Annotated in this window: 29 protein-coding genes; 16 read left to right on the forward strand and 13 right to left on the reverse strand. The window is 56.4% G+C overall.

Annotated elements, in window-relative coordinates:
• Positions 1–78: 78 nt before the first annotated feature.
• From ACVWVQ_RS00865 to gvpA, 5 genes are all read right to left on the reverse strand, one after another.
• Positions 79–498: an LptA/OstA family protein gene (locus ACVWVQ_RS00865; RefSeq protein ID WP_414408152.1), complete on the reverse strand. Its 420-nt coding sequence runs from the start codon at positions 496–498 to the stop codon at positions 79–81.
• 72 nt (positions 499–570) lie between these two features.
• Complete coding sequence (locus ACVWVQ_RS00870; RefSeq protein ID WP_414408153.1) at positions 571–906, reverse strand: gas vesicle protein; 336 nt, start codon at positions 904–906, stop codon at positions 571–573.
• 41 nt (positions 907–947) lie between these two features.
• The gene (gene gvpN, locus ACVWVQ_RS00875; protein ID WP_011433426.1) at positions 948–1832 is read right to left on the reverse strand and encodes a gas vesicle protein GvpN; all 885 of its coding nucleotides are present in this window, start codon (positions 1830–1832) and stop codon (positions 948–950) included.
• Between the two features lie 79 nt (positions 1833–1911).
• Entirely contained in the window at positions 1912–2934 is a 1023-nt protein-coding gene (gene gvpC / locus ACVWVQ_RS00880; RefSeq protein ID WP_457506384.1) for a gas vesicle protein GvpC, read from the reverse strand.
• A gap of 289 nt (positions 2935–3223) precedes the next feature.
• Complete coding sequence (gene gvpA / locus ACVWVQ_RS00885) at positions 3224–3442, reverse strand: gas vesicle structural protein GvpA (RefSeq protein WP_011429717.1); 219 nt, start codon at positions 3440–3442, stop codon at positions 3224–3226.
• Between the two features lie 304 nt (positions 3443–3746).
• Between gvpA and ACVWVQ_RS00890 the strand changes: the two genes are divergently transcribed.
• From ACVWVQ_RS00890 to aroH, 6 genes are all read left to right on the forward strand, one after another.
• Positions 3747–4067: an Hfq-related RNA-binding protein gene (locus ACVWVQ_RS00890; protein WP_414415719.1), complete on the forward strand. Its 321-nt coding sequence runs from the start codon at positions 3747–3749 to the stop codon at positions 4065–4067.
• 323 nt (positions 4068–4390) lie between these two features.
• The gene (locus ACVWVQ_RS00895) at positions 4391–5074 is read left to right on the forward strand and encodes a V4R domain-containing protein (protein WP_457404021.1); all 684 of its coding nucleotides are present in this window, start codon (positions 4391–4393) and stop codon (positions 5072–5074) included.
• Positions 5071–5322 carry a hypothetical protein gene (locus ACVWVQ_RS00900; protein WP_414399553.1) on the forward strand — a complete coding sequence of 84 codons (252 nt, stop codon included), beginning with the start codon at positions 5071–5073 and terminating at the stop codon, positions 5320–5322. Before ACVWVQ_RS00895 ends, ACVWVQ_RS00900 begins: the two co-directional genes overlap by 4 nt.
• Positions 5323–5358: 36 nt before the next feature.
• The gene (locus ACVWVQ_RS00905) at positions 5359–5817 is read left to right on the forward strand and encodes a globin family protein (RefSeq protein ID WP_414330903.1); all 459 of its coding nucleotides are present in this window, start codon (positions 5359–5361) and stop codon (positions 5815–5817) included.
• A gap of 269 nt (positions 5818–6086) precedes the next feature.
• Entirely contained in the window at positions 6087–6773 is a 687-nt protein-coding gene (locus ACVWVQ_RS00910; RefSeq protein WP_457404022.1) for a V4R domain-containing protein, read from the forward strand.
• A 103-nt stretch (positions 6774–6876) separates the two neighbouring features.
• Positions 6877–7251 (forward strand): chorismate mutase, encoded by a 375-nt coding sequence (aroH, locus tag ACVWVQ_RS00915; RefSeq protein ID WP_457506386.1) that lies wholly within the window; start codon positions 6877–6879, stop codon positions 7249–7251.
• A 350-nt stretch (positions 7252–7601) separates the two neighbouring features.
• On the opposite strand, the gene ACVWVQ_RS00920 is transcribed toward aroH, so the two are convergent.
• A complete protein-coding gene (locus tag ACVWVQ_RS00920; RefSeq protein WP_414522792.1) occupies positions 7602–8003 on the reverse strand; it encodes a hypothetical protein in 402 nt (133 codons plus the stop codon).
• 181 nt (positions 8004–8184) lie between these two features.
• On the opposite strand from ACVWVQ_RS00920, the gene ACVWVQ_RS00925 reads away from it, so the two are divergent.
• Positions 8185–8988: a Ycf66 family protein gene (locus tag ACVWVQ_RS00925; protein ID WP_414408159.1), complete on the forward strand. Its 804-nt coding sequence runs from the start codon at positions 8185–8187 to the stop codon at positions 8986–8988.
• An 81-nt stretch (positions 8989–9069) separates the two neighbouring features.
• On the opposite strand, the gene ppc is transcribed toward ACVWVQ_RS00925, so the two are convergent.
• Complete coding sequence (gene ppc, locus ACVWVQ_RS00930; protein WP_457506388.1) at positions 9070–12006, reverse strand: phosphoenolpyruvate carboxylase; 2937 nt, start codon at positions 12004–12006, stop codon at positions 9070–9072.
• A gap of 288 nt (positions 12007–12294) precedes the next feature.
• Between ppc and ACVWVQ_RS00935 the strand changes: the two genes are divergently transcribed.
• The 6 genes from ACVWVQ_RS00935 to ACVWVQ_RS00960 all read left to right on the forward strand — a co-directional run bounded on the left by ACVWVQ_RS00935 (position 12295) and on the right by ACVWVQ_RS00960 (position 16658).
• A complete protein-coding gene (locus ACVWVQ_RS00935) occupies positions 12295–12657 on the forward strand; it encodes a hypothetical protein (protein ID WP_457506390.1) in 363 nt (120 codons plus the stop codon).
• Positions 12654–12848 carry a hypothetical protein gene (locus ACVWVQ_RS00940; protein WP_457406572.1) on the forward strand — a complete coding sequence of 65 codons (195 nt, stop codon included), beginning with the start codon at positions 12654–12656 and terminating at the stop codon, positions 12846–12848. The genes ACVWVQ_RS00935 and ACVWVQ_RS00940 overlap by 4 nt, the downstream gene beginning before the upstream one ends.
• Positions 12845–13987 (forward strand): bifunctional diaminohydroxyphosphoribosylaminopyrimidine deaminase/5-amino-6-(5-phosphoribosylamino)uracil reductase RibD, encoded by a 1143-nt coding sequence (gene ribD, locus ACVWVQ_RS00945; protein ID WP_457506392.1) that lies wholly within the window; start codon positions 12845–12847, stop codon positions 13985–13987. Before ACVWVQ_RS00940 ends, ribD begins: the two co-directional genes overlap by 4 nt.
• Positions 13988–14333: 346 nt before the next feature.
• Positions 14334–14885 (forward strand): hypothetical protein, encoded by a 552-nt coding sequence (locus ACVWVQ_RS00950; protein WP_457506394.1) that lies wholly within the window; start codon positions 14334–14336, stop codon positions 14883–14885.
• Positions 14886–14902: 17 nt separating this feature from the next.
• Entirely contained in the window at positions 14903–16096 is a 1194-nt protein-coding gene (locus tag ACVWVQ_RS00955) for an RNA-guided endonuclease InsQ/TnpB family protein (protein ID WP_457506396.1), read from the forward strand.
• Between the two features lie 154 nt (positions 16097–16250).
• On the forward strand, positions 16251–16658 hold the full coding sequence (locus tag ACVWVQ_RS00960) for a hypothetical protein (protein WP_457506398.1): 408 nt from the start codon (positions 16251–16253) through the stop codon (positions 16656–16658).
• A gap of 114 nt (positions 16659–16772) precedes the next feature.
• Here ACVWVQ_RS00960 and ACVWVQ_RS00965 read toward each other — a convergent pair whose 3' ends face one another.
• Complete coding sequence (locus ACVWVQ_RS00965; protein ID WP_011433444.1) at positions 16773–16994, reverse strand: hypothetical protein; 222 nt, start codon at positions 16992–16994, stop codon at positions 16773–16775.
• Positions 16995–17061: 67 nt separating this feature from the next.
• A complete protein-coding gene (locus tag ACVWVQ_RS00970; RefSeq protein ID WP_011433445.1) occupies positions 17062–17442 on the reverse strand; it encodes an Npun_F0494 family protein in 381 nt (126 codons plus the stop codon).
• 95 nt (positions 17443–17537) lie between these two features.
• On the opposite strand from ACVWVQ_RS00970, the gene ACVWVQ_RS00975 reads away from it, so the two are divergent.
• Entirely contained in the window at positions 17538–17786 is a 249-nt protein-coding gene (locus ACVWVQ_RS00975) for a hypothetical protein (RefSeq protein WP_011433446.1), read from the forward strand.
• A gap of 315 nt (positions 17787–18101) precedes the next feature.
• Here the strand turns inward: ACVWVQ_RS00975 and ACVWVQ_RS00980 are convergent, their stop codons facing one another.
• The gene (locus ACVWVQ_RS00980; RefSeq protein WP_457506399.1) at positions 18102–18932 is read right to left on the reverse strand and encodes a DUF1350 family protein; all 831 of its coding nucleotides are present in this window, start codon (positions 18930–18932) and stop codon (positions 18102–18104) included.
• A 319-nt stretch (positions 18933–19251) separates the two neighbouring features.
• Here ACVWVQ_RS00980 and ACVWVQ_RS00985 point away from each other — a divergent pair, with 319 nt between their 5' ends.
• Both ACVWVQ_RS00985 and ACVWVQ_RS00990 read left to right on the forward strand, forming a co-directional pair.
• On the forward strand, positions 19252–20307 hold the full coding sequence (locus tag ACVWVQ_RS00985; RefSeq protein WP_457506401.1) for a TauD/TfdA family dioxygenase: 1056 nt from the start codon (positions 19252–19254) through the stop codon (positions 20305–20307).
• A 200-nt stretch (positions 20308–20507) separates the two neighbouring features.
• Positions 20508–20690, forward strand: coding sequence for a hypothetical protein (locus ACVWVQ_RS00990; protein WP_414342619.1), 183 nt, complete (start codon positions 20508–20510; stop codon positions 20688–20690).
• A gap of 89 nt (positions 20691–20779) precedes the next feature.
• Here the strand turns inward: ACVWVQ_RS00990 and ACVWVQ_RS00995 are convergent, their stop codons facing one another.
• The 3 genes from ACVWVQ_RS00995 to ACVWVQ_RS01005 are packed head-to-tail and all read right to left on the reverse strand — an operon-like array spanning position 20780 to position 22811.
• On the reverse strand, positions 20780–21622 hold the full coding sequence (locus ACVWVQ_RS00995; protein WP_414350903.1) for a SirB1 family protein: 843 nt from the start codon (positions 21620–21622) through the stop codon (positions 20780–20782).
• Positions 21623–21667: 45 nt separating this feature from the next.
• Positions 21668–22315: a hypothetical protein gene (locus ACVWVQ_RS01000; protein WP_414356278.1), complete on the reverse strand. Its 648-nt coding sequence runs from the start codon at positions 22313–22315 to the stop codon at positions 21668–21670.
• A 13-nt stretch (positions 22316–22328) separates the two neighbouring features.
• A complete protein-coding gene (locus ACVWVQ_RS01005) occupies positions 22329–22811 on the reverse strand; it encodes a divergent PAP2 family protein (protein ID WP_414328881.1) in 483 nt (160 codons plus the stop codon).
• Between the last annotated feature and the right edge of the window lie 31 nt (positions 22812–22842).

The raw sequence follows: 22842 nt of genomic DNA on the forward strand, positions 1-22842 counted from the left end.
CTGGGATGATCGGTGACGAAATCACGGTATAGCCGTGTTGGCTGAGTCCGTGCTGCTGGAAAAAAGTGTGGGGATCAGCTAAGGACTTGAGCTGGGCTCCGGCAAAACGTAGATGGACTCCACTTGCCGCCCTGCCGATGGCACTGCCTGGATGGTGCCCTTGTCGATGTGGTAGATGACCTTCTCTGCTTGCAACTGATTTTCCCCTTGGTTGATGATGACTTGGCCCTCCAGCTCAATGCGTTGCTCCTGGCTGTAGTAAACAGCTCTTTGGGCACGGGCCGTCAGCCGCTCGGCAGGAAAACTGAGGGTGACATTGCCGATGGCCGTAAAAACTCCTGTGTTGGCGTTGGCCTCCTGAACATCAGCGCTGATGCTGATGGCACGGGGATTCTGACCCCAGGCCGGGATCCCAAGGGCCAGCACCACACCCACAGCCCAGCCCAGTGTCTTCAGCCGCTTCCAACTCTTCCGGTCAAGCGTTATCTCCAAAGTCATGCCCCATCACCCCGTCAAACCACCCCAGCAGCCAGTCTAGCTTCTCAATCCTGGTCATAATGGCGGGGCAGCCTACTGATCCGTTCCCTTTCTCCCCTGGGGTAGAGCTTGGGCAAGCTGTCTTTCCAATTCGGCAACCCGCTGCATGAGCTGTCGGTTGGCTTCCAGCAGCTCCCGCGCCTGGCTGTTGAGGTAGGGATCCGACTCCCACCAATTGATGCCGATCTCCTTGGCCTTATCCACCGAAGAAATCAGCAGGCGAATGCGCACATTCAGCAACTCCACATTGCCCACCGAAACGGTGATGTCTCCGGCGATCACAATGCCCTTGTCCAGCACCCGCTCCAGCACATCGGCCAGCGAGGAGCCATGAGTAGCCGTGGTCAAGGGTTGAGAGCTAATCGGCACAGGGTTAATCGACCTCCAAAGTGTACCAACAGGCAAAAGACTCAGCCAGGCAGTTGGTCTAGCAGATAATTCAGCAGCTGGGATCCCTCTTCATAGCGCTTGCCGGCTCGCGGCAACAGCACATCCGCACACAAAGCGCGAAAATCGGCATTCTCTTTGCTAACTGCCAGCTCATGTTCCTTGACAATGCGCCCGATCATCAGACAACTGCGCAGGCTGGGGTGGCGCGTCAGATCCAGCTTGCGGCGAAAAGCCCGCACAATGTGGACGATCTTGAGTGCATCGGGGCCGGATAAGCCTATTCGCGAGGTGAGGATTTCTTTTTCGGTCTCGATGTCCGGTTCCCCCATATCGATGGTGATCATCCGATCCAGCAGCGCATCTTGGGCCCTGTGAACCCCGGTATATTCCTCCGGGTTAGAGGTAAAAATGGCCCGGAACTGGGGATGCACCCGCAGATATTCCGAGCGGTTGCTGTCCGGCGGCAACACCAGCAGCCTCTCCTCCAAGGCACTCAGGAGAGCATTGTTGGCCTCAGGGCGGGAGCGATTGAACTCGTCGTAGATGAGGGTAAACCCCTCTCGGCAAGCCAAGGTAAGGCGGGCATCCACCCAGCGCTGCTGCACATCCTCCTCCGTCTTCACCACCGAGTGAATGAAGTTGTCCACCACCCGCCGATGGGTAAAACCGGTGCGCCCCCCGATGAGGTCGGAAGAATCGAAGCGGTCATCCCCATAGATCAGCATGATGGGGCGGCCCAGCAGGCTGGCCAGATGCATCGCCAAAGTGGTTTTGCCCGTACCCGAAGGCCCCCGCAAATGCACCGCAAAGCCCGATTGCAAATAGCGCAAAGCGCGGCGGGTAATCCGCTCAATGTAGGGGGTGTTCACGAACTGGCGGGGACGCGCCTGCAGAACCGTGGCCATGGAGATACTCAACCTCTTTGCTGCCCTAGACTCCTTTGCCTTGACTATAGCCCGGATGTTCTTCCTGCGCTCGGCACAACTAAACTGCGACCGCCCCCGACACCATGCGCCGCAGCGTAGCCAAGATTTCCGAGGGATCCAACCCCAGATCCACCGCGCCGCGGGCCAACAAATCCCGCACCCGTTCCCGATCCCCAATTACCTGCAGCAGGGTCAAGTTGGGATCCTGCGCTTGTAGATCACTCACATACTTGTTGACATAGTCAAGGATGGGATCCACCTGTTTCTCAACAGTAGGCGGAACTTCAGGGGGTTCAGGCGTTATTAAACCCTCCGAGGGCTGGGGCTGGGGAACAGAGACGGGAGCAGGCGGCTCCACCGGGGCTTGGTCTTCGGCTACAGGCGTTGAGTCGGAAGCAGTCTCACCGGCAGTCGCAACGGCACTGTTAGAGCTTGCACTGGAAGTGGAGACTTCAGGTTCTGGGATGAGGTCAGGGATCCCATTGCCCCACACCTGCTTATGCAACTCCGCCCGGAAAGTGGCCAGGGATCCCCGCAGGGCCTGGGCCTGGGCTTGCTGTTCCTGAGCCATCTGAGCCAGCTCCTGTCGAGCCATTTGCCGGAGAGCCTGTACCCACTGCCGCAAATCGGCGCAAAAAGACTGCCGCGCTTGCTGAGTTTTGTCGGCCATCGCCTGCCGAGCCTGCGTATAGGTGCTCAGCAAATGCTCCACAGCCGCAGTCAAGTTAGCCCGGAAAGCCTGCAATTGCTGCCGGCTGACTTCCAATTGAGCAGCTCGTTCCTGCTCCAGGCGAGCCAGACTCTTTGCCACCGACTTGGCCCGCTGAGCCGCCGCTTCCGAACGGGAGCATTCGTCCAGGGATCGCCTCACAGCCCGCTCCTGCCTCAGTTTCTGCAATTGGCTGCGGGTTTGCTCCGTCTGGTGCCGTAGTGCTTCTTGTCGTTGCTGGCGGCGCTGCCCCAGCTCAACCATCAGGGCTTGGTGCTGCTCTAGGCGCTGCTGCCGGGATCGGCTTAACAAACTTCGATTCTGAGCCACCCGCCGGCTGCGGGCCATGGCCCATTGTTCCTGCAAACTCATGATCTCCAATCCCTCACGTCGTTTTCAATGCTTGGGTGGATACAGCTTCTCTGCCTGTTCCCAACTCGATGGCACTGCCAACCTGTAGCTCAGTGCGGCTGCAAGACTCAATCCTCGAACAAAACCCGCAGAAGCAAGGCAGAGACCGGCGGTGGATCCCTGCCTCGCTTTCCGACGGCTAGCTTCCTACGCCTCCGCCCAGAGAGCATAACTCATCCAACCATTGCGATGCTCAAGGCGAGAGGGTTGTGGGCACTTTCCTTGGTTGAGTGATTTTGGTTAGGCAGATTTAGACGGCAGGAGCAGCAGCAGTAGCCGTCAGACCCACAGCCTCAGCGTACTTCAGGTAGGTTTCCACAGAAGCCACAACGACGCGGGCTTCAATGGCCAACAGCTCGATCCCAACCAAAGAAACCCGCACCCAGGCATCGACCACGATACCTTTATCCAAGATGCGATCGATCACTTCGGCCAAGCTGGACGAGGAGTTCACTTTCTCTACTGCCATAACGATCTCTCCTGCACTGATACTGCTGATACTGATGAGGGTTGAAAAGGACAGACAACTCGGCGGCAAAATGGCATGTAAAAGGGATCCCAGCTGAGGATTCACCTTCCCTAGGGCGACAGCCGCACCCTCTATCACCCTAGCCCTATTGTGCTGGCTTTTTTCGGGGAGAACACCCGTAGATTCGCTTAAAAAAGACGGCGAACTCGAAAGGTTTACCGCTTTTCTAAGCGCCATCCCCCCTACATAGTACTCGCCAGCAGAAAAAATGGGCAAAGATGAGGGCGAGTTTTGAGCCCAAGTTGTGGAAGTGTGGTGGAGGGGCAGTGGGAAGCGGCAGGGATCCCCTATACTGGGGGCAGTGGGCTTGCTGACATACCGTTTCTCGCTGGCTGATAGGGCTGTCGTGACCGATTTCAACACCGGGATCCCGAGCGTGCGTCGCCTGCAGAAGGTCATCAAGGATCGGGAAACCCTCGAGGTCAAACTCAATACCGGAGATGTCTTCGTCGGCCAGTTGCGCTGGCAGGATCCCGATTGCCTCTGTTTAGCCGATGCCGAGGGGCGGGAGTCGCTGCTGTGGCGGTCTGCCATTGCTTTCATCAAGGTCAGGCCTCAGTCTTAAGTACTGCTCCGGATCCCTGTACAGCTCTTCTTCCCAATTTTTGAATAAATCTTTACAACAACTCAGGGCTTTTCTGTCTCCCTCTGAGGGCAGTTTTCTCCAGTTGACCCACTCCTGCTGGGTTTTTGGAGCGGTTGACTACCCTGCCGTCGCCCTGAGTCTATCCCAAAGCCGTCCCCCATTGCTCCGCAACGCTGTTGCAACTGCGTCAGCGGGCCGTAGGCCTTGAGGACGAGGCTTTAGACCCAGTTTTTTGGTAAAAATGCCAATTAAGAAGGGTATGATAAGGAGTGTTAAAAAATCTGATCTCTCCTCACCCAACCATGACGACTACCCCCATTGAGATACCTCTTCAGCCTGCCGCCCAACGGCATAACCACTACAGCCGCGAAGACTTTTTCCGCTTTAATCTCTCCCAGGGATCCCTTGTGGACTGGACGGGCGCCCGCAATGTCTTGGTGAGCGAAGACTTTATCCTGGGTTTACAGCAGGGCCTGGAGGAAGAAGTGGGAGATGCCTCGGCTTCTCTGATGTACACCATTGGCCGAGAGTGGGGACGCAACGATGCCCTCCATTTTTCCCGCTGGTTTGAGGAGGAATATCGGCGCCAGCCCAAGCAGAGTAATCTCATGTTTCTCTTGGAAACCTGGTGGTGGCCTCTGACCTCGCAAGGATGGGGGCGCTGGGAGGTAGAAACCGAGAGTCGGCGGCAAGGGTTTATTTTCATCAACCTCTTTGACTCCGCCGTGGCCCGCACCCTGGGGGATGTGGGCAAACCTGTCTGTCATCTTTACGCCGGATTGTTTGCCGGCTTTTTTAGCACCATGGTGGAACGGCAACTGAACTGCATCGAGATCCAGTGCTACTCCATGGGAGAAAGCTACTGCAAGTTTTTGCTCGGCAGCAAAGATCGCATCGATGCGGCTGCCTTCTGGCTAAACGAAGGGGCCAGTGCCAGCGAAATTGCCCAAAAATTGCGTTCAGGCCAGGGAGTAGCCAAGGCATGACCTGGAAGATTGCTTTAGAAGATTCGGTGCAGAGCTTTTTTGCCCGTCTAAATTGGGATAACCGCCCCCTACAGATGCGCTCTCTGCCAATGCCTTTTCTGCAAGTGCGGGAGCATTTTGGTTCCATCCCCTGGGCGGGGGATCCCCTGAGTTTGGCCGCGCATTCTCTGGGATCCCTGTCGGCAGCACCAGAACCCGAGCCGGCAGAAGAACAGATCACCTTGGCAGATCTGTTCAGCTTGTTTTGAGTCTCCTAGCACCCACTGACATCCGGAAGAAGCGAGATGGTAAGCCCCTTGGAGCAGATGCTGATCGAGTCGGAAGCCCGCTACCTCAAGCCAGAGGAGCTGGAGCATCTGAAGGCCTATGTTCTCGGCTGGCCAAAACGACAACATGTGTACCGAGTTTTGCGGGAACGGGAGAGCCAGGTGGTGAGCAAAACCCTAGATGCCCTGCAAAAGGAGATGCCCGACCTTTCTCCCCAAGTGTTGGATCTGTGCCGGCGACACCTGCTGTTGCTGCTGCGTCACAGCGCTATGGCCATGTTGCTGCAGGACGAAAACCTCCTGAAGGAGCGGCTGATCGAGTGGATGGAAGAAGAGGTGCGCCTGTACGGGCTGCAGAGGGTTTATGAGGTTGCCTATCGGATTTTCCAGCAGGAGCTGAGAGACCATCTGGCCCCTGGAGAGTTGGAGTTTATCCGCCCCTTAATCACCCAGGTACAGGTGGCCTTGCTGTTTTAGAGCTAGATACTTTTTTGCTTTTTGCATTTTTCGGTGCTAGAGCGCTCTATCTCAACTAGCCGGAGACTTCAGTGTCGTTGGAGTTAATGTTAGCGTTGTAGTAAATCTGCCCAAGGGGTATTCAATTGCTGGAGGGATCGCCATAAGATTTGGAGCGTAAACAACCGTTCTCCCAGCTCAACAACCAACGAACTGTCAACTGCACCCTGCTCCTATTTGGATGCTTAGAGCTCAATAACGACTTGGATTGGATAACCAGGGGATCCCTTATGAACGGCACCAGCTCTATCTCCAATGGCTCAGTCAACTTCGATCCCTATACGCCTGTTTTGGCCAACTACTATGCACCCAGCGCCTATCTGCGAAGCGATTTGGAATCGGGCTTGCTGGAAAGTCGCCACGGTGAGCGTCTCTTGGCCCTTCCAGAGGCATTGCTGCGGGGCATCTACACGGGCCTGGAATACGAGACTGGCCAGGCTGCTCGTTTGGTATTGCGCAACTGTGGTCGGATGTGGGGCAAGGAGTTTTTCCGCCGTTTTGCCCAAGAACTCTCCGACTACTACCAGAAGCCTTTGGCCGAGCTGGAGATGGGCCTTTTCCTGCAAAGTCTGAGACAAGCTTGGAAAACTCATGGCTGGGGATTGATCGAGATCGACTGGACTTACAAAGATCAGGGAGTCCTGGTGGTGTCGATTCGCAATTCCCCCTTCGCTGCTGTCACCCCTCCCCATTTCAAGCGTCCGATGGGCTTTTTGGAGGCAGGGCTGTTGGCCACCTGGTTTAGCCAGCTAACCGGCCAGGATTTGCTCTGCGTGCAAACCGCCAGCGAGGCTTTGGGAGCGAAGAGCAATTTGTTTGTCGTAACCGCTGCTGCCCGCCTCAAAGAGGGAGAAGCCTGGGTGGACTCCGGCCTCAGCCACGAGCAGATCCTGGAAAAGCTCCTGCAGCCCAGCTAGGCGATGGGGGCTGGTTTTCCCCAGAGGGATGGGATCCCAGTAGAGATGAGTCTGTATAATTTTCTGGAAGCGAGGCGAGCTCAAGCGCACGAGGGTGTGGCCATTGGGGTGGCGAGTCAGAGCAATTCGGGGAGCCATCACCGTACCTACAAACAGTGCCGAGGCCATTGGCGCGGCGGTGGCTGAGCTGCTGGATACGCTAGAGCACCGCAACGCCTTCGATCCGGCTGAGTTGGTCAGCGTTATTTTTTCTGTTACTCCTGATTTAAATGCAGCTTTTCCTGCCCAATTTGCCCGTCGTCGCCCTGGCTGGGAGTCGGTGCCTCTGTTGGATGTACAACAGATGGAGGTGAGCAGCGACTTACCCCGTTGTATTCGTGTTTTGATCCAGTTGAATACTCCACTTGCTCAAGCGGACATGCAGCATGTTTATCTGCGAGGTGCCCGCGAGTTAAGGCCAGATCTCAGCGCAGTTTGATTGAGGTCGTACAGCACCAATACGGCAGCGTAGCCACAGCAATCGAACAGCAACGGGACAACCTATCGCCTTGGGCAATAGGGAGCGCAATCGATTCTGGTTTTTCCCTGCTTATTTTGGGGGAAGAGAATGTCTCAACCCAAGTTGATTCAGGTCTTATAACTACGGATTTGGCGATCCCAGCCGCCTTGATCTGGATTCACTCACAGATGCACTTAGCCCAACTTAGCCCAAGAGTATGGTCATTTCAATTCAAACCAGGACACTAAACCCATGACCCAATGTTGACTGTAAGGGGCGAGATAGCCCAGGCGTCTCACCCTAACCCGAAACGACTATAGTTTGAGAACTCAGGAGGATAGTTTTTCTCGCAGACGGTTTTCCCACTGTTGCAGTTGCTCTTGGCGAGCGGCTACCTCTGCTTCGCGACGGCTCAGCTCCTGGCTTTGCCGAGTCAAGGATTGCCGCCAGCTTTCGATTTCCGACAGATCCACCAGACTGCGGCTTTGAGATAGGTTGTGCAGCATCTCCACCAGCTTCATGGCTGCCTCTTCCACCCGCTGTACCTGCCGCTCTTCTGAAAGCTCAACCAGCAGCAACACCCCAATGTTGTAAGGGCCAGCCTCTTTGCAGGTGACCCATTCTGGCTGGCGCAGCGGCGTCCAAACCCCACCCTCGGCCTGCCGGGCCAAGAGCTGCAGCTCCCCCTGGCCGAAGAGACCTTTTTTGTGTACCCGTGCCAGATACAACATGGAACATGCAGGAAGATGCTGCCGATTTTAGCACCGATCCCTTTTGTTCAAGAGGGATCCCGTCCCTAGACCCAAACCTGGGCTTCGTTGTCCGTGCCATTGGGAGGATCAATGTTAGGATCGGCTGTGGAATGGATAAGGCTCAACGCTCTCCCGTCTTCATCGTTTAGGGATCCCTGGCATGTTTCTCACCCAAAGCCCCTACTTCTTGATGGCAGCGCTGGTGGCTATTGCCAGTGGAGCCATCTTCGCGGTTCGGTTCATCAAGCGAGAGGCCTCCGCTGAGTATGACGTGATTTTTGCCACGATGGGCCTGATCTATTCCGTCTGCTTGCTCTTGGAAGGTCAGCGGCTCATCCCGTTGCTGTTCTTTGCGCAGGTGTTGCTGGCGGTGATGGCCGGCTGGTTTGCCATCGAAACCTTCCGTTTGCGGATTCTCTTAAGCGAAAAAGCACGGCAGGTGGGCGGGGCTCGTCCGACCGTTCGGCGGCAAGGCTTCAGCCGCACCTATCCCCCGGATGGCTATGCCCAAGGACGCACGGTTTCCACTCGAGCCGAGGGATCCCGTATCCGCGATACATCCTCTTACAGTCGCTCCATTCCTGGGCGCAGTGGTGAAGATCCTAGCCGTCGCCCCAGGCCCCAACTGACCGGCGATACCCGTGTGCGTCCACGCCGCCGACCCGAAGGAGATGAGTATTACGAGGAACCAGGATCCCGCCCGCGTCAGGACACCGACTACGATGAGCCGGCTCCGCCGCCAGAGGCCCGTCGCCCCCGTCGCCCTGCCGGAGAGTATCCAGAGGATGTGGATGTGCAGGAAGAGCGCAGCACAGGTACAGCTACCCGCCGCCGTCCCCCACGGCTGCCCCAAGACCAAGGGGAAAGCTACGCGGATGAACCTCCCCGCCGTCCTTCCCGCCGCGTTGTCGAAGTAGAGCCAGTAGAAGTGGAGCCAGAAGAGTACGATGACGATCTGTTCTGATAAGCTCTCGACACTGCTCTGAAACTCAATAGGGACAGCGCCAGCCTTGCTTGGGAGGTGTGGTGAATCCGGTTGGATCCCTCAGCCTGTGTTGCGCATCCCGGCGGCAATGCCGTTAATGGTAAGTAAAGCTCCACGCAGAAGTTCAGCTCGGTTGTAGCGCGTTCTCCCGGTACGGGATCCCTGATGCTCTCGCAGGCGCTTGAGGAGGGAGACTTGGATAAAGCCGAGGGGCACAATAGAGCGGTTGCGCAACTGCACCGAGCGCTTCAAATAAGGGTCGTTCTCCAACAGTTCGCTGTGACCCGTAATCTGCAGCACTATTGTGCGGGTGCGGTGCATTTCTTGGGCAATACACTCAAACAGCTCCATCGCCCGCTCTAGACGTTCTGGAGAGCTCATCTCCCGCACGTAGTGACGCGCTATTTGCAAATCCACCTTGGCCAAGGTCATCTCCACTTTGGAGATCACCATGCGGAAGAAAGGCCATTCGCGATACAGGTGCTGCAGGTGGTTGAGGTTGTGCTCGCCCTTGGCCACGTATTCCTGTAGGGCGGTGCCAACTCCATACCAGGCCGGCAGGAGAAAGCGGCTTTGCGTCCAACTAAATACCCAGGGAATGGCCCGCAGGGATCCAATATCCTTCTGGCTGCCGCTGCGGCGGGCAGGACGGGAGCTGATCTGCAGTTGGCTGATCTCTTCAATGGGGGTGACCTCGTGGAAAAACTCCACAAAACCTTCCTGCTCATAGACCAGGTTGCGATACACCTGCCGGGAGCGATCCGCCAAGGATTCCATTAGGCGCGACCACTCGTGCAGGTCGTTGGGGTAGGTGCGCAGCAGGCTGGCCTGGATCACAGCGCTGGTAACGGTTTCTAGGTTAAAAATGGCCAGATCTTGGAGGGAATACTTAGAGGCCAGCACCTCTCCCTGTTCGGTAATTTTGATGCGGCCCCCCACACTGCGCCCTGGCTGAGCCAAGATGGCCTCGTAAGCCGGGCCCCCCCCACGGCCCACCGAACCACCCCGGCCATGGAAGATTTGCAGCTTCACGCCATAGGATTCGGCCACCGTCTGCAGGCGTTGTTGAGCTTTGTAAATCTCCCAGTTGCTGCTCAAAAAGCCGGAATCTTTGTTGCTGTCGGAGTAGCCCAGCATCACCTCCTGCAGATTTCCCTGCTGAGCCAAGTACTGGCGATAGAAAGGGATCTCCAGCAACTGCCGCAAAACTTCCGGGGCCCGCTTCAGGTCTTCGACGGTCTCGAACAGCGGCACCACCGCCAGGGATCCGCGACCGCTAATGGGATCGTAGAGCCCCACCTCCTTGGCCATCAGCAGCACCTCCAACAGGTCGCTCAACTGGCGGCTCATGCTGATCACATAGGTTTGGCAAATGGCCAAGCCGAATTCCTGCTGCATGCGGCGCAGGGTGCGAAAGGTGGCGATCAGCTCTGCCGTTTTCTCGGAAAAGGCGATCTCCAGCGGTATCAGAGGCCGACGTGTTTGTAGCTCCTGCAGGAGAAAGGCGGTTTTTTCCTCTTCCGTCATCTCGTTGTAGGGACGCGGCAAAATGCGCAAGTACTCGAAAATCTCCGTGAGAGCGGCTTCGTGGTAGCTGCTGTCTTGGCGGATATCCAGATGGGCCAGGTGAAAGCCAAACACCTGTACCTGTTGAATGAGATGATCCAACTGACGGCAGGAAAGGCCGCTGTTTTTCAAGCTTTTCTGGATAAGCTGCAAGTCGGCCAGGAATTCTTCCGCGTTGGCATAGGCGTTGTCCACAGGGGGAGGGGTGGGCAAACAAGCGGAGTCGGCCAAGTTGCGGTTGCGCTCCCGCGTCAACTCCAGCCGCCGCTGAATGTAGCTGAGCTTGAGGCGGTAAGGCTCCTGGCGATATTGCAGCGAAAACGATTCGTAAACCTCGGGCATGAGGCGGTGATCCTGCTCAAGGGCATCCAGCAGTTGGCTGTCCACATCCCCCCAATGCAGGGAAATGCTCAAGGTTTTGGTGAGAGCCTTCACCGATTCGATGTACTTGCCCAGGATGAGGTTGCGCTGATAGCGGGCCGTTTGCCAAGTCACATCGGCGGTAACGGAAGGGTTGCCATCCCGATCCCCGCCTACCCACGAGCCGAAGTTGCAAAATCCTGCCGGCGGTGGCTCGACGCTGGGAAAAGCTTTTTTCAGGCTGCGGCTGAGGTACTCGTGCAGCAGGGGGATGGCCTGAAACAACACCTCTTCAAAATAGTGCAAAGTGTAATCGACCTCGTTCAAAACAGTCGGCTTGGACTGATGCAACTCGTCGGTGCGCCACCAAAGCAAGACTTCTTCCGCCATCTGTTCTTTTATCATCTGGGCCTGCAAAGGCTGGGTTTGTTCTGCCCAATCCAGTTGGCTGAGCAAGCGAGAGAAAGCTCGTTGCTTCTCGCGGATGGTGTGGCGGACGATCTCGGTGGGGTGGGCGGTAAAAACCATGCGAATGTGCAACTGCTCCAGCAATCTGCGCAGTAGGCCCGGCGGCACCCCTTGAGCCCGCAGGTAAGGGAACAGCCGTTCAAATTTTTCGTTTTCTCGCACGGTACGTTGTTGGCTATCCACCATGCGCATGTCCGAGTCTTCTGCCCGTTCGTAGTGCTGTTCAACAATGTTGATCAACTGGAAGAAGAGGGCAAAGGCGCGCGCCGTTTGGATGGTGGCGTCGAGGCTGAGGTACTCGATAATTTGTAGTACCTCTGGGATCGGGTACTCCAGGGCTTGTCCTTCTGGGGAACACATGGAACGCAGTCGCTGCAACAGATCCACCAGAGACTGACCGCACTCCTGCAGGATCACCGATTCCCAGAGTTCTTCCACCAATTGCAGGCGACGGTTCAACAGGTTGTTCCTGCGGTTGAAGGCTTCGTTGACTTGAAGGGAATGGGCCAAGGGATCCCGTTCCCCAAACAGGGATGCCTCCTTCAGCCCGTTGGCAGAACCCGCTGCCCCCTCTGCAGCGGTCAGGTGGGGGGAAGAGGTCATGAAGGCAGCTCCTAGAATAACCATCCCAATATTAGAGCCTGTTTGTCGAAACGGCAGATGTAGCAGGTATCACGCTCAGATTGCGGTCTTCTCCGCGTCGGATTTTGTAGTTGAGCCTACAAATTGCAAGAAAAAAGTGTTTTACCTTGCCGCAATACCGGTCTAACGCCTTGTTGACAGGAGTTCTGGTGGCTGCCACCCTGTTTATCAACGCACATCTGCTGGATCCCGACCAGGGATTGGACAAAATCGGGCAACTGGGTTTTCACGTCGGTGGGGGATTTTTGTTTGCCTGCGGATGAGGCGGGGATCCGCTCAGGGGTGACCACGGTGGTGGATGCGGGGACTTCTGGCACCCTCACCTTCCCGGCGTTTTGTGCAACGGTGGCGTCAACTGCCCAGACGCGGGCTTATGCTTTCATCGATCCCTCTCTCCTCTACATCGCCACTGCGGATTTCATCGCCCACCGCCTCAGGCTGGCTGTGGATTGGAAAAATCAAGATCTGGATCGGGCCAGAGCAGTGATCGAGACCCATCGCCAGGTGGTGGTTGGCCGCAAGGCTCGTCCCACCCTCAAGCTGGGAGAGAGGGAATCACCCACGCTCACTTCCGCTCTGATTCTTGGCGAAGAATATGCCTGCCGATCATGATTCATCTGGGCCGCTTCCCGATGGATGAGGTGTTGGATCCCTTCGATTTGTTGGATCGCCTGCGTTCGGGAGAGATTGTCAGCAACGAACAAAAGGCCCGCGCCCGCGACTACGCATTGCAGGTGGTAGAGCTAGAATCCAAGGCAATTGCAGCTTTCAACCGCAAGCTGGCAGCCTTGTCACTGCTTTGAGCCACTCTGGATTGGATGCCCATTTTGTGATCTCGGATCAGCAGTGGATGGAACGGTGTCTATCCCTGGCCCGTTCTACACCTCAGCGTCCCTCTCCCAATCCGCGGGTGAGTTGCGTGATCGTGCAGGGGGATCGGGTGGTGGGGGAAGGCGTTCATCCGGGGGCAGGGCAGCCCCATGCGGAGGTGTTGGCTCTGCAACAGGCGGGATCCCTGGCCAGAGGGGCAACGCTCTACGTCAACCTGGAGCCCTGCAACCACTATGGCCGTACCCCTCCCTGTACCGAGGCCATCCTAGCTGCCGGGATCCGGCGGGTTGTGGTGGGGATGCAGGATCCCAATCCCTTGGTGGCCGGCAAAGGGATCCGACGCCTGCAGGAGGCGGGGATCGACGTGACGGTGGGAGTGCTGGAGCGGGAGTGCCAGGAGCTGAACGAGGGGTTTGCCTTCGCCATTGTGCGGCAACAGTGTTTCGGCCTGCTGAAATACGCCATGACCCTGGATGGCAAGAGCGCCGCCGCCACCGGCCACAGCCGCTGGATCAGCAACTCTCCGGCGCGGCAGTGGGTACACCAACAGCGGGCCTGGCATGATGCCGTCATCGTTGGATCCCGAACCGTTTGGCAGGATAACCCGCGCCTCACCTGTCGCCTGGCGGAGTTGCAGGGATCCCAGCCGTTGCGGGTGGTCCTCAGCCGTTCCCTGAACCTACCTCCCGTCGCCCATCTGTGGCAGGTGGAAGAAGCGCCGACGTTGGTGATCACAGAAGCTGTGGCAACCCATCCTTTGTGGGGATCCCTGGCCAAGCAGGGGGTGGAGCTGCTGCATCTGCCCCAAGTAACCCCCTCGCGGGCGGCACAGGTGCTCTTTCAGCGGGGGTGTCTGAGTGCCCTCTGGGAATGCGGGGGCACGCTGGCCTGGGCAGCCCTCAAAGATGGGGCGATCCAGAAAGTAGCCGCCTTCATCGCTCCCAAGATCCTAGGCGGAGCCGCTGCGCCAACCCCGGTAGCAGGGGAGGGGATCCCTGATGTAAACCAGAGCTGGCAACTGGTGGAGCCCCGACTGGAGACCTTGGGGGATAACTGGTTGATCATCGGAAAGATCTCCTCTTCAGTTGGCCGCAGTGACTTACTACAGTAACCAGCTTTCAATTGCCATGAGGTTTCTGAACGAACAGGCTGATATCTGTTCAATGTAAATGGATATACTCATCAGAAAAACACGGCATTTCTGCAAAGTGAGGTTCAGAATTGAGCTCAATTGTGCTAGGCTGGTCAATGTTTTGGGGGGGTCAATTGACGTTTTGGTAAGGTCAGCAAAATCAAGCTGTAGGGATCTATCGAGATTTTCCTGAGGTGAGCCTTGCAAACGGCAACGACGAAGACTCTAGCCTCTTTGTCCAGCCCTTCTTTGCTTGCCCAGTGAGCGGCTTGAAAGTCGTCCTATCTCATTTTCAAGTGCAAATCCCAGGATAAGGAAGGGCATTGTGTTGAATCTTTTTGCCGGCCTGCTGTTTGCATCCGCTTTCATCAGCCCCTCGGGAAACGTTGTTATCGAAGGGGATTCGGGGGAATGGGTTTTCGCCGATCATCAAGTCCTAGAAGGGCTTACTCTAACCCTTCTCATACGGCCTGGAGAGAGCTTGGCCTCTTGGAGAGAAATGCTCTCCGTCATGGACGTTCATGTCCAGGGATCGCCGCGCTTTCTTGCCAACCACATGCGGGACAACATCCTGGCTAGCTGCCCCCAAACGACTTGGGAGTTCCATCGGGAGAGCGAAGAAGATGTGCTCTACGAGTTTCGCAGTGCTGGCTGTCGTGGAACGGTGAGTGGAGTTGAGGAACATGAGATTGGCCGGATCACCCGAGGCCCAAGCGGCAGTGTGCGCATTGCCTATGCCGCAAAGCCAGAGATGACGTCCGAAGTGCGAAGCCGCTGGCTGAACTTACTGGGCAGCGAGGTGGGGACAGCTCAGCTAGAAATCGCAGGAGCCCCGCACTGTACCCGTAGGGTCAGTGCCGGGAGGAATGCGCTTTGATGAAGTACAATGAACTTATGAGCCAAGTCCTGACCATATCCTGCAAGCTCAAGGTGTCCCCGTCGCAAGCCGCCAAATTGGACGCGACGATGGATGCCTTTGTACAGGCATTGAACTGGGTCAACCAAAACACACCAGAAAAAGTAGTCAACGCAGTCAAACTCCAATCCCTTTGCTACTACGAGATTCGAGCCCGGTTTGGCTTGTCCAGTAACTTGGCTCAACAGGTGTGCAGACGGGTAGCGGGTTCCCGCAAAGTGGCTAAGCAGAAAAAGCGTCCCGTCAAGGAGTTTAAGAGCGGCTTTGTTACCTACGACGCTCGCATCTTTTCGTTCCGTCAAAAAGACTGGACGGTGTCGCTGACCACGGTGGAAGGGAGAGAACGCTTTGAACTGGCCATTGGCAACTACCAGAGGGGAATGCTGGCTGGTTCCAACCCCAAATCTGCCACCCTGGTCAAGCGCAAAGATGGCTCCTACTACATCCAGATTTGCGTAGAGAAAAAACCACCCAAGCAACAAGATACCGACAAGGTGATCGGGGTGGACTTTGGAAGGACAGATATTGCCCATACGTCAGAGGGGGACAACTGGAATGGACAGCAGTTGAACAGAGTCCGAGATCACTACTCCCGGTTGAGGGCGGTACTCCAACGCAAAGCCAGTAAGGGCACACGCAGTTCGCGGCGCAGATGCCGTCAACTGCTGCAACGGCTGTCTGGCAAGGAGAGACGCTTTCAAACGTGGGTCAATCATCGCATCTCTAAAGCTATTGTCTCCAGGGCAAAGGCTACCAACAGCGCTATCGCCCTGGAAGACCTGACAGGGATCCGGGAAAGAGTCAATCAACAACCCCGCAGCAAAGCCGAACGGCGCAGGGCCAACAGTTGGGCGTTCTACCAACTACGTCAGTTTCTGGAATACAAGGCGAGGGTTGCAGGGGTTTCTCTGATTCTTGTTCCGCCTGCCTACACGTCGCAGACCTGCCACCGGTGTTTGCACATCCATCTCGACCCTGCGCAATCCTATCGCAGTGGCAAGTCGTTCAAGTGTGGGCATTGTGGATGGGAAGGGGATGCGGATTTGAATGGTGCGAATGTGATTGCGCTTTTGGGGGCTGTCGTAAACCAGCCTAGAGGTCCGGGCTTGTTTTGTTCTCTGGTAGAGCAGAGCAGGCCCAGGGCTACTGAAAGCCCGCTCCGTACCGCTTAGCGGTCGGAGCCGGGTAGTTTACGGTTTTCCCATTCGCAACCTCAGCGGGGCGATTGCACAGCCTTCTTCCCCGGTTTCGGAAGCCCCAACCGCAGAGCGGCAGATCGCCCAGTGGCTGCAGGAAGCAACCGATGCCCTGAAGCAGCAGGAAGATTTGCTGGCTGAGCTGGATCGCCTGGGTCAGGCTGCGCAAGCAGATGCCCGTGCCTACAGCGGAGAGATCCCCAAAGGGGCGGGGCTGAAGACAATCGGCCTGTACCGAGGTCGGGGGGACGGCAGCCCTGGCGAGGCCACAACCGAGTTCAAGACCACCGACACGTTGATCTGGGCCATCTTGCCAGTGGGCAACCTTCCTGCCAACGCCAAGGTGGAGATACTCTGGTACTACGAGGGCGGAGAAGCCGGGGGCGAGCAACTGATCCGCAGGCTCGATGTTCCCTGGGATCCCGGCGACACGGTGCAAGGCTATTTGAGCTTCAGCCAACCCTACACCGGGCGCTACCGCGTCGAGATTCATGTCAACGGCGAGAAGGTGGGAGTTGGCCGCTTCACAATCCAATAGTCTCCTGCAAGAAGTACCCCTCCTACGGGGTTACACAGGTTTGGGGGTGGACAATCTCCATCACCAACTCTGACGGGGTGAAGACTGTTGTGCTGGGATCCAGAGGGGGGCTTGCTATCCTCGACGGGTTCTGCTGACAGGCCTGGCTTTGAGGTTGTAGATAAGGCTGGTGCGGTATTGCAACAGCAAATTGCGCAGATAAAGGGGCAAGTTGCGTCGGTAGAGGGAGCGGGTTTTGCGGTAGATAGACTTGCTGCGCCGGTTAATTGCTTGGCTGCGCCGCTGCAAAGAGGTTTGGAGTGGACGTTGGAGTGCCAGGGATCCGGGCACACGCATCAACCTTGGCCGTACCATATCCCCCCTCGAGAGCGGCGTTGAAAGTTGGATCCAGTGTAGGGGATCCTCAGGGGAGCAGCCGCCAGCGGGTCAGCCTATTCTGCAGGTGGTCTGCCCAGCTTGCCGAGATCCCGGCAAAAGCTTCATCCCTCTCCAGATCTTGCAACAACTGCCGACCCAGAGGTGCCAGACGGTACCGGTCGGTGATCCCCTGCCCATCCACTTCCCGTCGCAACAGCCCTACCTGAATCAGCCACATCAGCTCCTGATCCACCCGCATTTCCGATAACGGGCGTCGGCTGTAGCCCGCTTGAACGCCGGCCCAACCTGCAATCTTCGCTGGTGGGATCCCTTTTGTGCTCATGGCCTGCAGCAAGGGCAACCGAAAAGGGCTGCAAATCCAGGCACGCCAAGCCCTTCTGTACACTGACTCAGAGTCATGGAGCATGAGGGACAAGGGGAGTCCTTATGTTCTTATTCAATTCTGTCAATGGCCGTTGAGCAGCAGGCTTGTTACAATAAATTACGATATTAAATTACGATATGTTGATCATCCTTGCCATTGTTGTCCTCCTGGGATTCTGGGCGCTGCGCTTGATGGAGCAGGCTTTTCAGAGTCAAGAGTTCTCGCGCATGTTGGCAGGGACACTGGTGGCTGTGGCTGCCGGCGGCGTCTTGACCTGTTACTTTCTGATGAGCGATACCCTGCAGATGTTGTTTCATCTGCAAGCGCAGTCCCCCTCTTCCTACTCTCAAGATCTGCTCTCCGATTTGAGCTGGCTTGATCAGTAAATGGGCGGTCATGAGCTACACCAATGCAGTAGCTCCGCTAGCGAGGTTGTGACGCAGCTTTTATAGTCGTTTTAAGCCGGAATGAAACATTTCCATCTAGCTCCCCTCTCTTGCTGGGGGTAGGGCGGCAGCGGAGAACGCTTAGGGAGTGTTTCAATCTAGTTTGAAATGGAAGGCCAAAGTATCTGGGGTTATGGCATCCTCCTGCATCCGCAAGGATGGAGTAGCAAGACCTGCCGCCCGCTTGCCAACAGTGAGCGGGAGAAATCCTGCAAGCTGTGAAAAAATCCGTTGACTTGAGCCGTGGGAAGAATGTCAATGGGCCAATTGGGTTGCTAGCCAGGCTTGAATGCTTCGAATCATCTGGTGATTGGGGGCCAGTAGGTTCTGGTAGATCAACTGTCCAAAAGCATCGATGGGGCTGAACTCCTCCCCGACTTGGAAAGGATAGCTAAAACCCAGTGGAGTGAGGTGATCCCCCTCGAGATGCTGCCACTCGGTGTGGCCTTGATACTTGCGGCAAAGCTGTTGGTAGAGCAGAGGAATGTCGTCAATATCATCCTGTCGAAATTCTACGAGCAGGTTGTGTCTAACCGGATACTGCTCCTCAATTAAGCGGTTGGTTTCTGTCGGGGAAGGCTCGAACTCTAACCACAGATTCACAGGTGGCGAGGAGGATCCCATCCACATCCGCCACAGATCGGCGAGCTGTTGTTGAGGCCAAGCTTGGGCCAACAGCCGCAGCAATGGCAAAGCCCGATCCAACCCAGCGTTGCTGTAGGCCAGAAAAATATTGCCTCGCCGACGGGATCCCAGAGAAGGAACGGCTAGACAAGAGAGGATCTGCAACTTACAGCCCAGGCTATGACCCAAACCAAACAGGGGCAACTCCAGCAAACCCTTGCTTTGCAGGCTTCTGTGCAAAGATTGGGCTGCGTTGAGCGCCAGTTGGGCGTGATCGATATCGGTGGTGTAGGGGGTGGCAACAACGGCCATGCCCATACGGGCCAGTTCTTCCAGCAGGCGGCTGTAGAACACTTGCGGGGCAGCTCCCACAAAAGCTCCACCCAGAAAGTGAACGACGGCGCGGGGTTGAGGGGGCAGAAGGAACCAAGTATGCCCATCGGTTTGCCAAGTTGGTGCCATGGTGTTGCAACCTCGCCTGCGAGTTTGTTGAAGCTTTCCCCATAACCCAGCGCTCGGCAGATCCCACTTTGCCCACTTTACGCCGGTTCCCCGCGCTGGCCAGCCCCTGGAACTCATCCTAATGGACATCTTGCCCAGACATGGGGATCCCCAGTTAACTTCTGATGCAGCAGGCAAAACTCTGCCCCGCCTCAGACTGAGGTTCTAGCACCGAAGGGTAGTGCGCTACACTCGCCGAGATTGGGTTTTGAGTGTAGGATCCCTGCCCAAAAGTTGCTGCGGCTGCTATGACTAGGGCAGTGGGTGGTGAGGGATCGTGATGAAGACTTCACAGCTTGAAAAAGGATGCCTGCTGATCGATTGTCGGGGCTTTGATGAAAAGACGATAAACCTGTTTTTGGCACCTGGGCCCGATCCCTATCGGGAAACAGAAGAATTTCTCCTGGACTGCGAGATGCGGGCAGATGAGCTGCCCCGTTATCTGCGGCGGGCCTTGCTGGAGTTTCAGTTGTATTCCAATTCGGAAGGGATCCTGCTGCTGCGGGGCTTGCCCGTGGATCCCGGACTAGACCATACCCGCACACCGGCTCTGGCGCAGCGCTCTGAGGAGAAAACCACTTTTGTCAGCGAACGCTGCTTGGCAATGATCGGCAGCCGCTTGGGGCATTTGGTCTCCTACATCCAAGAAAAAAACGGGGATTTGTTTCAAAACTTGGTGCCTACTCCCGACAGCGAAGAGGTGCAATCTTCCGAGGGATCCCGCACCCGGCTGCAGTTTCACCGCGAGACGGTTTTTCATCCCTACTCACCAGAGTTTTTGCTGCTGTTTTGCCTGCGCCCCGACCATGACCGTGTGGCGGAAACCACCTACGCCAGCATCCGTCATGTCCTGCCTCTGCTAGGAGAGCGAGAGCGGGAGCTGCTGTTTGAACCCCTGTATCGCACCGGCATCGACTACTCCTTCGGCAACCGGCAAGCCCTGATCAATGGCCCCATTTTGCCGGTGTTGTATGGCCGTCGAGAGGATCCCTTCTGGAACTACGACGAAGACCTGATGGTGGGGCTCACCCCCGAAGCCAGTCTGGCTCTAGAAGCCCTGAGGAAGGGAATCCACGCTGTCTACCGAGGCATCAAGCTGGAAACAGGGGATCTGCTCTGTATTGACAATCGCCGCACCGTTCACGGACGGACTGCCTTCTCTCCCCGCTACGATGGCTTCGACCGCTGGATCCAGCGCTCATTTGTGGTGCGGGATCTCGGCCTTTCGGCAGGGGATCGCCATCCCGGTGAGCGCATCATTCGCACCGCCTTCGCAACAGATGATGAGGCCCAAGCTGCCCTCAATGGGGAGCAGGTCTGTCTCAGAAGATCCTGAGAAGTTCGCAGACTTCAGCGCCATCCATAGCTCAAGTCCGTAAAAGTACTATTGGCGATTTCCCCGAAAGGGTTTGGATGAGTCGCCCCAGATTCTGATGTCAAAATACGTGATCCTCACGATGGCTATCGCAGAGCGTTTCCAGCATTCTAGGCTTATGAGCCAAAGCCATCAATTCTTCTCACGATTGCGAGGTTAAGATGAGCATTCGCCAGATCATCGATGAGGTTTTACAATCTTCGGTTTTAACTCTGCAGCAGGAGTCCAGCATTAACCAAATCCTCTGGGAAAAAAACTATGATCTATCTGATCTAGAGGCTTTAGATAAGCTGGTGGAAGCCATTTTGCGCCAAGAGGTAAGGGCTGCTTCCGATCCCTGCTAGAAACCTAGCCTTGCTTGCAAACGACGGCAGATCTTGCTCAAAACTTACACACTTACACAACGCACAACTGAGAGCAATTGTGCATGCTCCTAGCATGAGTCCGGATGAGATTCCAATCTCTCGACAATTTCCCGGATTAAATGCTCATCAGAGCGATTGATCTCGGGGTGGAAAGGCGCCTGTTTTAAGTAGCGCTTGAGATCCTGGCAGGCTTGCTGCCAACGGCCCAACTGATAATACAACAGCCCGCGATCCCTTAGGTGGGGCAAGGATTCAGGGATCAACAACAAGATCCGTTCCGCTGCTGCCAAAGCGGGTTCCAGTTCGGCGCGGCTCAGATAAATTTGCTTGAGGTTGTTGAGCAAGCGTACCAAGATCAGGCGGGGAGGGGTGGGGCGTAGGTGGTGTTCTTGGAAAGGGATCCCAGGCCCGTAGATTTGCGACAAAAGCTCTTGACAATCTTCTGGAAATAAAATCTCCCCCTGCTGAAAGGGATCCACAAAAATCTCGGCGCCTGCAAACAGGGGCCGGATTAAAAAGTGGCCGGGCATGCCCACTCCTGCCATGGGAAAATCGATCCGCCGCGCCAGCTCTAGATAGATCAGCGACAGCGTAATCGGGATCCCGGTGCGCCGATCGATCACTTCGTTCAAAAAGCTGTTGCGTGGGTCGTAATAATCTTCGCGATTGCCACGAAAGCCCAGATCCTCAAAGAGATAGTGATTCAAGATCTTGATGACCCGCAGGGGATAACGCTCCGGGGGAAGGCGCTCTTGCACCTCTGCGGCCATCTCATCCAGAGCGGCCACATACTCTTCCACCTCCAGATCGGGATAGGCTTCTTGGGCAATCCAGAGGGCCGCCCGACCCAGATCGATGGGCTCCGATTGGATTTCAAGGGCAAAGCGTTGACGGGCAGCAGGAATGCTCATGAAATGTTAAATATTAAATATTGAGGTTCTTTGCAAGGATCTCGGTTAGAACAGCAGCGTGCAAAAGCTGGTCAACAGCAACGTCACTGCCGTCAAGAGCAGGCTGAAGCTCCAAAGCCACAAGGCTGCAAGCAGCAGGATCCCGATCACCCAAATCAGCAGAGCATTCCAATAGGGTCGGTTGGGGGCTTTGGACACATTAATTTTCTGGAAGAAGGGCAGCAGGATGAACGATACATCCAACAACAGGCGCGGCAGCCGCAAATTGTCCGGCAGCGGCAGATCTCGCACCGCCAAATAAAGCAGCCCCCAGCTCAACAAAAGCGGGATTAGGAGCAGATAGTTGGATTCGGCCAGCAGGGGTCGATCCACCACCAGCGGAAACAGAGGGCTGATCCCCCAGAGCAGATAGAGGTAAAAGTTGAAGTTCAGCAGCGGCTGTAGCAGAGGGGGCACCTTGAAGCGTTGACCTTGGGATCCGATCCCGTTTACCTGAGCTGCGATTTTCTGGCCCAGGGATCCACCTTTTTGAGGGGTTTGCGCTGCCGGAGCCGCCCGCCAACCGCAGTGGTCGCAGTAGGGAGACTTGAACCGGTAGGCTGGGATCGGCTTGCCACAGGAAGGGCAACGTTGGATCGGACGAGGTTGAGAACTGGAAGCCATGACCACCCCGCGGTACTTCTGCCTTAGCATGCCCCAATGGCTCTCAGTTTACTCCCAGGGCAAACGACAATGTAATACAGGCTGCCCCCAAAGCCGCGCCGGCCATGACCTGAACGGGAGTGTGCCCCAGCAATTCTTTCAGGTAGGGTTCTGGAAAACGGTCGGCGCCCTTTTCTTCAAACCATTCTTCCAGGAGGCGATTCAGCACCCGCGCCTGTTTTCCAGCGGCTTGGCGGATCCCGGCAGCATCGTACATCACCACCAATGCGAAAACCACCGTCGCGGCAAACAGCAGGCTGTCCCAGCCTTCCTGCATCCCCACCCCAATGGACAAAGCCGTCACCAACGCTGCGTGGGAGCTGGGCATTCCCCCGGTTTCCACCAAGACTCGCAGGTTAACCTTGCCTGACCGCACATAGGAAAGGATCAGCTTGATGGCTTGGGCCAACACACTGGCCAGCAAAGCAACCCAGAGGACATGATTGGCCATCAACTGTTGCAGCATACGGCTCTCCAGCACAGACATGCGAGCAGGGTCTCCAGGGATCCCATCTAAC

The organism is Thermostichus sp. MS-CIW-36 (genome assembly GCF_054059035.1).

Coding starts and splice junctions, on each gene's coding strand:
- ACVWVQ_RS00985 (WP_457506401.1), top strand. CDS start 19,252: ATGAAGACTTCACAGCTTGAAAAAGGATGCCTGCTGATCGATTGTCGG.
- gvpA (WP_011429717.1), bottom strand. CDS start 3,442: ATGGCAGTAGAGAAAGTGAACTCCTCGTCCAGCTTGGCCGAAGTGATC.
- ACVWVQ_RS00910 (WP_457404022.1), top strand. CDS start 6,087: ATGAACGGCACCAGCTCTATCTCCAATGGCTCAGTCAACTTCGATCCC.
- ACVWVQ_RS00990 (WP_414342619.1), top strand. CDS start 20,508: ATGAGCATTCGCCAGATCATCGATGAGGTTTTACAATCTTCGGTTTTA.
- ACVWVQ_RS00865 (WP_414408152.1), bottom strand. CDS start 498: ATGACTTTGGAGATAACGCTTGACCGGAAGAGTTGGAAGCGGCTGAAG.
- ACVWVQ_RS00900 (WP_414399553.1), top strand. CDS start 5,071: ATGACCTGGAAGATTGCTTTAGAAGATTCGGTGCAGAGCTTTTTTGCC.
- ACVWVQ_RS00895 (WP_457404021.1), top strand. CDS start 4,391: ATGACGACTACCCCCATTGAGATACCTCTTCAGCCTGCCGCCCAACGG.
- ACVWVQ_RS00980 (WP_457506399.1), bottom strand. CDS start 18,932: ATGGCACCAACTTGGCAAACCGATGGGCATACTTGGTTCCTTCTGCCC.
- ACVWVQ_RS00905 (WP_414330903.1), top strand. CDS start 5,359: ATGGTAAGCCCCTTGGAGCAGATGCTGATCGAGTCGGAAGCCCGCTAC.
- ACVWVQ_RS00975 (WP_011433446.1), top strand. CDS start 17,538: ATGTTGATCATCCTTGCCATTGTTGTCCTCCTGGGATTCTGGGCGCTG.
- ACVWVQ_RS00955 (WP_457506396.1), top strand. CDS start 14,903: ATGAGCCAAGTCCTGACCATATCCTGCAAGCTCAAGGTGTCCCCGTCG.
- ACVWVQ_RS00995 (WP_414350903.1), bottom strand. CDS start 21,622: ATGAGCATTCCTGCTGCCCGTCAACGCTTTGCCCTTGAAATCCAATCG.
- ACVWVQ_RS01005 (WP_414328881.1), bottom strand. CDS start 22,811: ATGTCTGTGCTGGAGAGCCGTATGCTGCAACAGTTGATGGCCAATCAT.
- ACVWVQ_RS00965 (WP_011433444.1), bottom strand. CDS start 16,994: ATGCGTGTGCCCGGATCCCTGGCACTCCAACGTCCACTCCAAACCTCT.
- gvpC (WP_457506384.1), bottom strand. CDS start 2,934: ATGAGTTTGCAGGAACAATGGGCCATGGCCCGCAGCCGGCGGGTGGCT.
- ppc (WP_457506388.1), bottom strand. CDS start 12,006: ATGACCTCTTCCCCCCACCTGACCGCTGCAGAGGGGGCAGCGGGTTCT.
- ACVWVQ_RS00920 (WP_414522792.1), bottom strand. CDS start 8,003: ATGTTGTATCTGGCACGGGTACACAAAAAAGGTCTCTTCGGCCAGGGG.
- gvpN (WP_011433426.1), bottom strand. CDS start 1,832: ATGGCCACGGTTCTGCAGGCGCGTCCCCGCCAGTTCGTGAACACCCCC.
- ACVWVQ_RS01000 (WP_414356278.1), bottom strand. CDS start 22,315: ATGCTAAGGCAGAAGTACCGCGGGGTGGTCATGGCTTCCAGTTCTCAA.
- ACVWVQ_RS00925 (WP_414408159.1), top strand. CDS start 8,185: ATGTTTCTCACCCAAAGCCCCTACTTCTTGATGGCAGCGCTGGTGGCT.
- ACVWVQ_RS00940 (WP_457406572.1), top strand. CDS start 12,654: ATGATTCATCTGGGCCGCTTCCCGATGGATGAGGTGTTGGATCCCTTC.
- ACVWVQ_RS00970 (WP_011433445.1), bottom strand. CDS start 17,442: ATGCTCCATGACTCTGAGTCAGTGTACAGAAGGGCTTGGCGTGCCTGG.